We start from the raw sequence: 8,331 nt of genomic DNA, 5'->3' as shown, positions 1-8,331 counted from the left end.
TGGTCGCTGTGTTCGAGCTGATAAGCGATCAGCTTTTGCTGCGCGGTGTTCTCCAGGTTCTGGATCAGGCGGATGAACAGGTCGGCCGCATCGTCGAGCGTCTTGCGATAATGGGAGCGGATGAAGATCGCGGCCAGCGCATAGCGCTTGATCGGGACCAGTTCGGCCAACTCGGCGGCATCGAGTGCGCGGGCCATCGCCCGGAATTGCTTGAGCTTAGGCACCGAGACATCGATCGGTGGCAGCTGCTCGGCCAGGATGCGCAGGCGCTGGATGTGCCGCAGGTAATGGCGCACTTCCTTGTTGGTTGGGCGTTTGGGCTCGCGCTTGAGCCTGTGCCAATCATTGTGGTGGCTGCCTGGTGGTGTCAGCAGCAGGTTATCGATCAGCGTCCGCATGGTCGGTGACAACGCATCGGCGATCTGGCGGTAGTGCGCCTCGTGGACATGTTCGCGGGCGGCGATCGCGGTGCGTCCGAGCGTGCTGAAGGCCGGCAACTCAAAGCGGTGATGCACCAGCTCTTCAAGCATCACGTTCACGATATCGGGCACGATGTGCTTGGTCTGCGCAGCCGTTTCAGCCACGGTGCCGAGCCAGTCTCGCCCAGCCGCATCGAGCGGACAGACGTTGAGGAACGCCCGCAGTTGGGCCAGATGCACGTGCTTGGCGCCGGAGGCGTCGTAGCTCGCCAACCGGTCGGCGGGCACGCGGCGCATTCCCAGCGTCTGAGCGACATGCTGCACGATACGTTCGGGCACCTCGATCAGGGTCGTGAAATAACCCAGGCGCTGGAACAGCTTCAGGTGCAGCAGCAGGGCCAGCCGTGTGGCCGGGCCGGTAGCGATGTTCCGGACGCACTGCAGCTCCACCGCAGTAGGCGTGTAGATATCCTTGAGCTCTTTGGCGGTGGGATCGGGCTTGAGGCGCGGGTAGGCGGTTTCGTGCAGCGTCGTCATGCTCAGGTTTAGTCCCAATGGCGCTCGCCCGCTTCATCGCGCAAGGCGACGGCGAGGAAGCACTGGTGGTTGTCGGCGATGCGGTGCATCTCGTCGAGCAGCATTGCGATGGTTTCTTCAAAGGCAGCCTCGTCAACGGCCGCGATCGCCAACCGGTAGCGCGTGCCGTCGGTGTTGAGTCGCTGCGCCTGATGCGGTTGCAGGCAGATTTGCTCGATCAGCCGATGCGCTTTGGCCAGTCCGCGCACACGCGAGTTGAAGCGCGTCAGGGTGACAGTCGCTTCGACCGCCGTGGTCGGCACTGGATCGGGAGCCGGCGCCGCCAGGGCCAGCAGCGGTGGTGTGGCTGGCGGCAGGCTCGCCTCAATGCGCTGGCGGGCGAACGGATCGGCCCCGTCGAGGTAGCGCATCGCCGACTGCACGTCGCGCCAGCCGACGTACTCCATCAGCGCCTTGACATCCCAGCCGTTGGCGTTGGCCCAGCCGGCAAAGCCGCGCCGCAGCGAGTGGCCGCTGTAGTCGTGGGGGAGCTCAGCCCCGCCTCACGGAAGATCCGCCGTAGCAGACGCACCAGGCTGTTGGGGTGGAGTGGCGCGGCGGCAATCCCGCCCCACTGGTTGACCGCGCGAAACAGTGGCCCCTCGTGGAGGGCGGCTGCCGCGACCCAGGTCATGGTGGCAGCCACCGGGCACCAGCGCGACAGTGCCGGGACCTTGTAGGTGGTGCCGGCGTGCTGGCGATCGCTCTTGCTGTGCGGCAGGAAGCAGGTCATGCCTTCGCCGGCCACCAACTCCAAATCCTGAACCTGGAGGCGAACCAGTTCGTCGCCGCGGAAACCGCGCCAAAAGCCCAGCAGTACAAAGGCGCGATCGCGCAGGTGCCGGAGCCGACCGGCCGCATCGTCACGCGTTCCGGCCGCAGTTGCGGCGCCATCGAGCCAATCCACGACCTGACCCAACTGCGTGAGCTGTAGTGGCGTGGCTCGCTTTTCCTGACTCGGATGCACCGTTTGGATGCCCTTGAGCACCTTGCGTACGACGGGCGCCCGCGTGGGGTCGGCGAAACCGTGCGCCTGGTGTCACTGGGCCAGTGCTGCGAGCCGGTGCCTGAGTGTGTTTAGCGCGAGTTGCCCGGCGTAGGCGGCCAAGTAGCGCGCCACCTGCTCTGCGGTCGCCGGCAGATGACCACCCCACTCGACCTCGAAATGGCGGGTCGCCGCGGCGTAAGCGCGTTGGGTGTTGGGTGTTGGGTCGGGTGGCGGCTTCCAGGTACTGCCCAACGCTGATCATCGGCTCCTCCAGTCGCCCGATGGGCTGGGGTGTAACGGCCCGCGTGCGAGCCTAGCCGAAAAATCGGGATTAGGCGGGATAATTCAACATTATCCCGCGTGAGCTCAACGCCTATCGACGGTCCGTTTTAATGCGTTGAGGAGTATGTAATTACATGGTATGTAATACGTTACGAAATATGTGGAGTGACGGATGGCACGGTCTGGGCTGTACAAAAGTGATGTGCAGCGTGCCCGCGATCGCCTGCGCGCCACGGGCAACGGGCAACGGGCAAGCATCCGTCTGTCGATGCGGTCCAGGTGGCGCTCGGCAATACCGGTTCCAAGACCACCATTCACCGTTACCTGAGAGAGTTGGAAGAGGAGGACGGACAGCGCCCTGGCGCCAAGGTCGCCATCAGCGACGCGCTGCAGGATCTGGTCAGCCGCCTGGCCGAGCGCTTGCACGCCGAGGCCGACACGGCCGTGGCGCAGGCCCAGGCGCGCTTCCAGGCGCAGCTGCAGGAACGCACCCAAGCGCTGGAGCAGGCCCGACACGAGGCCGGCTCACTCATAACGCAGCTGCAACGCTGCGAGACCGGCCTGCAGGCCGAACGCGAGGCGGGCGACGCTGCCAGGAGCGAAGTGGCCCGCCGCACCACCGAACTGGCCCAGCTTGAGGAGCGGATCTCAGGCCTGACTGTTCGCGTAGCCGAGCACGACGCCCATGCGAAATCGTTGGAACACAAGCACGAACACGCCAGGGAAGCCCTGGAGCACTACCGCACCTCGGTCAAGGACCAGCGCGAGCAGGAACAGCGCCGGCACGCGCACCAGGTGCAGGAACTGCAGGTCGCCCTACGGCAGGCCAACGAGGCGCTGACCGCCAAGAACCACGACCTGATGCAGCTCAACCGGGAAAACGGCCAGTGGCTGGAACGCCAGACCCGCCTGGAGCGGGAACTGGCGCAGGCACGCCAGCGGGCCGACGCCCAGCAACGCGAGCGCGACGCGCTGCGCCTGGCGGCCGCCGAGCACCAAGCCCTGCAGGTGCGCTGGACCGACGATGTCCACGCGCTGGAAGGCGTGCGCACCGAACTGTCGGCGGCGCGGACCGAACTGGTCGAAGAGCGCCAGCGCCGGGAACACGCCGAGGCGGACACCTTGCGGGCCACGGTGCGTCTGAGCACGTTGTAACAACTCCTGGCGCAGCTGCGGCCAGCGCACTCCGTTGGCGAACTCGAAAACGCCATCGCAGCCGGTGCAATGCCGGCAGGCAAATGATCAGCCGCTTGGCGAAGGCTCGGGAATCCTCCGCGTCAGTGCCTTCGTCGTCCCAGCCAGGATTTCGGTGAGGCGGAGCGAATCGGAAAGTTTCCCTCCAAACTTGCTCCTACAGTCACTGCAGGAGATCAAGATGGGGTTATGCACTTCAAAGCCGAGCGTGGTGGGTTCACCCGTAGCGGGTTCACCTGAGCATTATTTAACCCACACCGCAGAGCAGACCACGCCCTCTACGCCTTCATCCCCCGAGGCGCCCATGTCACCGAGCCTGCATGGCTTGGTGGCACTCGGGTCTCCTAGAGCGAGCTCGAGCCCTCGTCCATTAAGTCCACTGGTGGAGTTGAACACCAGCGATCTGATAAAGCAAAAAAAGCAACTTTGGCAGCGGGTCCAACACGATGGGGCGCAGTTCCGAAGCACACCTGAAGAGCGAAAACAGTTCAAGACTGCGCTCATAACTCTTTGGGGCGAACAATACCGCCCAGAGAGGCAGCAGCGGTGGAATGGGATGATGCAAAGAATGGCACAGATGAAGTGGAACCACCCAGAACTCAAATACATGGCAACCGAGGATCTCGTGGCGCTGCAGGCATGGACGACGGACGATTATGAGGTAGTACAGGATGTTCTGGAGAAAGAAGCGAGGCCCACTGCTCATGGTCTTGCATTTGCAAAATGCATCATTTCCGCCCTGCACTCGCTTCCCGAAGAATATTCATATCAAGGGACTGTCTTCACCGGCGAAGATCAGTTGCCGGACTGGGTATCGGAACGATACCAAGAAAGAAGCATCACCACGGACCGCCGATTTTTCGCGGCCTCAGAAACCAAGAATGCATCCTGGCAAGGAATGGCAGTCGAGTGGGAAAGCAATTCAACAACTGGAAAACGCATCTCCATGTTTTCGGAGCGTCCGAATGAGCAGGAAGTTCTCTTCCCTCCTGGCACCCGCTTTCAGGTAACACGAATTGAAGAGAACGAGACTCATCCCCGCCTGAAGATTTATCAAAGCCAGATCGCGTAGGCATTCTGAATCGCCCTGGGGGGTATTCACCAGAAGTACGGATGTGGGCGGTGTGGATGGCGTTCGAGCGGACTGAACTTCGCAGCAACAGGCTGCTGAAGAATCAGCTGCCACGCGAAACAGAAAACGGACGGCGCGACAAGGGATCTCAGAAGCGCGCTGCTGACAGGCAACGCGCTTGCCTGCCGCTTGCGGTCACTTTGTGCCAGTCGCAGCGCTGCGCCATGAGAGCAGCCGTAAGTCACCTGCTCACAGGCCCGGCAGGCGTACTGGAAGGTCGGCAGCGTATCGTGTAAAAGGCCTTTGCTGACAGCGAGTTAGCTCACTTTTGGCTGTTTTTTTAAACGAATCCCTGCCGGCCTTCTACATTGCGGATTCTACTGGTACCTGCTCGGGAGAGTGATCGCGCGCCTGACGCGCTCACCATTGTCGAATCCGACGATCTCGCACCCGCTTCATCAGAACAATGGGATCGGGGTACAGCTCCGCATACCCATTGGCATCACTGGAGCGGTCAGCTGGCTCCGCCGAAAATTGGGCGCGCGCCGCCAACTCTTCGATCGTCTTCCACTCGACCTCGTAGGCGTCCCGGGTATATGGAACTCGCCGCCTAACGCGTTCCAGCAGCTCATAAAGCTGGGGAACGCACGCTGCAGCCCAGGGCGTCCGAAGCAGAGCTGGAAGTGCCCTGAAAGCGTCCTGGCTGCATTCCAGGTGCTTATAGTCGTCACCCTCCAGCTCAGCCCAGCGAACGTCTCCGACCAGGCCAAACAGCCCCCACAGATCCCCGCGATGGAGCAGCGTTTGCGAGTCGTGGGAGATCGCCACGCCATCTTGGTGCGGGAGCCTCCAACAGTGTCCATCCAAGAATCCAGGCTGCCTGAAATTCGCAGTCAGGGCAGTGAGGCGTGAGCGCGTCAGAGGCTCGTTGGACAGCAGTTGAAAGAGGGCCAAATCGAATACCCAGGCAGTACCCGGTAGCACTCTTTCCATTGCCTGGGCCGAGGAACGGTTAGGCAAGGTGGTCCCCGCGCGCCACTTGCCCCCGAGCTTGGAAGCCGAGCGGTTTCGCTGGATGCAGATGCGTTCGAATTGAGTCCATTCCAGGCCGCTTAGCCATAGCGCGTGATCGAGCCATAGCCTTCCGCGCAAAGCTCGCCATGGCGTTTTCCGCTCCGGCTGTTGCCCGCTCCATTCCCGAAGAAGATCGTCCAGGGTCTTTCGCATGGGTCAAGTTTAGGGCGTTTTTCGCGGGCCAAGTTGACCCGCCGCGAGCCAACGATTTCAGCCGATACTCGAACCCACACGATACAGAGTGACCTGGCATGCAAATGGAATCTCCCGACACCACGACCCTCCGCGAACTCCAGCTCACGGCGCAGTTCGGCGGACTCCTCAGCACGTCTGATATTGCGCAGCTCCTGCGCTATCGCACGCCGCAGGCTGTGCGCAAGGCGCGGATCAGGGGTGCCCTGACCATCCCAATGCAGCAGCTCCCCGGTCGTCGGGGGCTTTATGCCACCGCCAGAGCGGTCGCCGTCTACCTCGAAGAGCTCGCTTCCAACACCACTTCGGCTCCCCAGGAGGCCCCTATCGACGTACCCGTCAACCAATAGTACCGAAAACCAGTAGGGCAGAAAGCACAAAGCCTAGGACCCTGGCAGGGGAACTAGGCTTCTTGTGGCAAGCAGTTTGAGAGCTGCGTAGCCATAGTGCCCCCCTCCCAAACCCATTGTCAACACGCCCGCAGGGCGTGAACGGGAGTGGCTTGCCCGGACCCTAGCAATGCCGTGGCCGCGGAGGGCGCTGCTCGCCCTCGGCCCGGCACTTCCGGACCAATTCTATGACTCAGCACTACCTTCGGAGCGCGGCCTACCGCGATTTCTCCATCCACTCGATCTACGGCATGTCGGACGATGATATCCATGCCATGTTCGCCCGCCTGCGCTGGAGCAGTGACTCCCACCAGGCATGCCCAGCCTGCGGTGCGTGGGCCCAGCACTACCGGCGGCCTGCGCGCCAGCAATGGCGATGCAAGGAGTGCGGCCGGGATTTCTCGGTAACGTCGGCCACCGCCTTTTCCAGCAGGAAGAAGTCCCTGCGCAGCATTCTCCTGGCGACCTTCTACTACGTCACAGGGGTGAAGGGTTTGGCTGGCCTTGGATTGAGCCGCATGGGTGACTATTCAAACAAGGCCGCGCACGTCACCCTCGGAAAACTGCGAGAGGCGATCTTCCGGACCCAGGACTTCACACCGCTCACCGGCGTCGTTGAAATCGATGGCGGCTACTTCGGTGGAAAGCCTCGAAAGCCAAATCGTCGTGGACTCCGCAACGACCAGGCCATTGTCGATCGGATCGCCGGACGCCCGGCCAAACGCCCATGGCACGCCAGCGGCATGACACGGACGAACTGGGAGAAGCGGAAGAACAAGCGCGTAGTGATGATCTTCCGACAGCAAGGACGACCAGGCGAAGGTGCGGTGCGCAGCATTGCCGCCGTTGCCAGATCGGAGAACGACAAGGATGCCGCGAAGCTGATCGCGCGTTACGTCAGCTCCGAAGCAATCATCATGACCGACGAAAGTCCCGCCTACGCGACCGTTTCAGCGACACACACCCACTACGCTGCCAGGCATAGCCATGAGTACGTTTCGGCCGAGGGTGTCAACGAGAACCAAGCCGAGTCGTTCTTCAGCCGGCTCAGACGCTGGGAGTATGGGGTTTCGCACGGTGTGCGGCCGGCTTACCTGGCTGACTATGCGAACGAAATGGCGTGGCGCGAGGACGTACGCCGGTTCTCGATCAGAACACAGGTCGAAATGCTCCTGATAAAGGCCCTCACCGTGGGGCATTCGCGATGGTGGCGCGGCTACTACCAGGGGAAACGGCGCGGGACTGAGATTCTAATGAATCAGGGCATCCCGCCGTCATCGGCGTCGGGCGCGAGTGCCCAGTAACCCTCTACGTTAGTGCGCGGGGCTGTTCCGCCGGATGACCCTTCCGGCGGAACAGTGAGCCTGCAGGCATTTGCGTACCCGCAGCCTGAGCTCCGCATACTGCACATTTCCGCCCACCGCCTTGCCCTGCGAGCCGACGAACAGCAGGACCTCAGTCGTAGACCGCCATTCACCCGCCGCCTCTCTCAGGCAGGCCAGGACGTTTCGGCTGATATGGCCGCGCTGTAGCAGCGGACCCTCACTCGACATTCGTACCGGTCGGATAACCTCCGGCGGCACGCAGATGTCGTGAAGGCCAAGAATGCGGTCCAGTGCTTCAAGATCCCTGCGTGTCGCCTCGACGCTGCTGTCCAGATCGGCCGCAAGCTGACGAGCAGCGTCGGCCCTTCTCTGGATCTGGGCAATGTGGCCAGCGAGGCGGGCGCGCTTGTCGACTAGCCATTTAAGAGACGAAGGGGTCTTAGTCACCATGACCCCACCGTATCCCAGCAGCTACCGGATTTCCTTGGGCAAGTGCGCCCTCATGGCGGTGCGTTGCCGACCTATCAGCGCCTCCTGCGGAGTGCTGCACTGTCCTGCAGTCGCGTTCGCCACTGCGTGGATCTGCACGGCACACAGGACGGGAGCTTGGTCGCGCTCCACGCTTGCACAGCCTTCTTCCAAATGCAGAAGCGCAACCCAATGCTGCTGCGTCGCACAACAGGCTGCGGCGCATCTGGGGTTAAAAGTTCATTGGCACTGCGCTGACAGGGGGCGCAAGCGACGCGATAGCGCGGGCGCGCGCGTGCACTGGCTGCCGATGCCTGCACACCGCGGCGTGGCTCGGCAGCGTTCTTGCACT

6 protein-coding genes and 2 pseudogenes are annotated in these 8,331 nt (G+C 62.5%); 4 read left to right on the top strand and 4 right to left on the bottom strand.

What is annotated here, in order from left to right; genetic code table 11:
- Positions 1 to 956: DUF4158 domain-containing protein (locus tag EO156_RS15495; RefSeq protein ID WP_126936753.1), on the bottom strand; the 956-nt coding region annotated here is incomplete at its 3' end.
- Positions 957 to 964: 8 nt separating this feature from the next.
- Positions 965 to 2,245, bottom strand: a pseudogene (locus EO156_RS15490) (site-specific integrase).
- Positions 2,246 to 2,437: 192 nt separating this feature from the next.
- On the opposite strand from EO156_RS15490, the pseudogene EO156_RS15485 reads away from it, so the two are divergent.
- Together EO156_RS15485 and xopAI are read left to right on the top strand one after the other, a co-directional pair.
- Positions 2,438 to 3,507: pseudogene (locus EO156_RS15485) on the top strand (DNA-binding protein).
- 133 nt (positions 3,508 to 3,640) lie between these two features.
- Positions 3,641 to 4,531 carry a type III secretion system effector XopAI gene (gene xopAI / locus EO156_RS15480; RefSeq protein ID WP_003491086.1) on the top strand — a complete coding sequence of 297 codons (891 nt, stop codon included), beginning with the start codon at positions 3,641 to 3,643 and terminating at the stop codon, positions 4,529 to 4,531.
- 420 nt (positions 4,532 to 4,951) lie between these two features.
- On the opposite strand, the gene EO156_RS15475 is transcribed toward xopAI, so the two are convergent.
- Positions 4,952 to 5,758, bottom strand: a complete 807-nt coding sequence (locus EO156_RS15475) for a hypothetical protein (protein ID WP_016849323.1) — start codon at positions 5,756 to 5,758, stop codon at positions 4,952 to 4,954.
- Positions 5,759 to 5,862: 104 nt separating this feature from the next.
- Between EO156_RS15475 and EO156_RS15470 the strand changes: the two genes are divergently transcribed.
- Both EO156_RS15470 and EO156_RS15465 read left to right on the top strand, forming a co-directional pair.
- Entirely contained in the window at positions 5,863 to 6,147 is a 285-nt protein-coding gene (locus tag EO156_RS15470) for a hypothetical protein (RefSeq protein ID WP_016849322.1), read from the top strand.
- Positions 6,148 to 6,374: 227 nt separating this feature from the next.
- Positions 6,375 to 7,490: an IS1595 family transposase gene (locus tag EO156_RS15465; RefSeq protein WP_016849321.1), complete on the top strand. Its 1,116-nt coding sequence runs from the start codon at positions 6,375 to 6,377 to the stop codon at positions 7,488 to 7,490.
- 9 nt (positions 7,491 to 7,499) lie between these two features.
- Here the strand turns inward: EO156_RS15465 and EO156_RS15460 are convergent, their stop codons facing one another.
- Positions 7,500 to 7,961, bottom strand: a complete 462-nt coding sequence (locus tag EO156_RS15460) for a hypothetical protein (protein WP_016849320.1) — start codon at positions 7,959 to 7,961, stop codon at positions 7,500 to 7,502.
- Between the last annotated feature and the right edge of the window lie 370 nt (positions 7,962 to 8,331).

The sequence above is a fragment of the Xanthomonas sp. DAR33341 genome, from assembly GCF_003992815.1.
In the GTDB taxonomy this organism is placed as follows: Bacteria; Pseudomonadota; Gammaproteobacteria; order Xanthomonadales; family Xanthomonadaceae; genus Xanthomonas; species Xanthomonas cissicola.
This window is presented reverse-complemented; position numbering and strand designations above follow the sequence as displayed.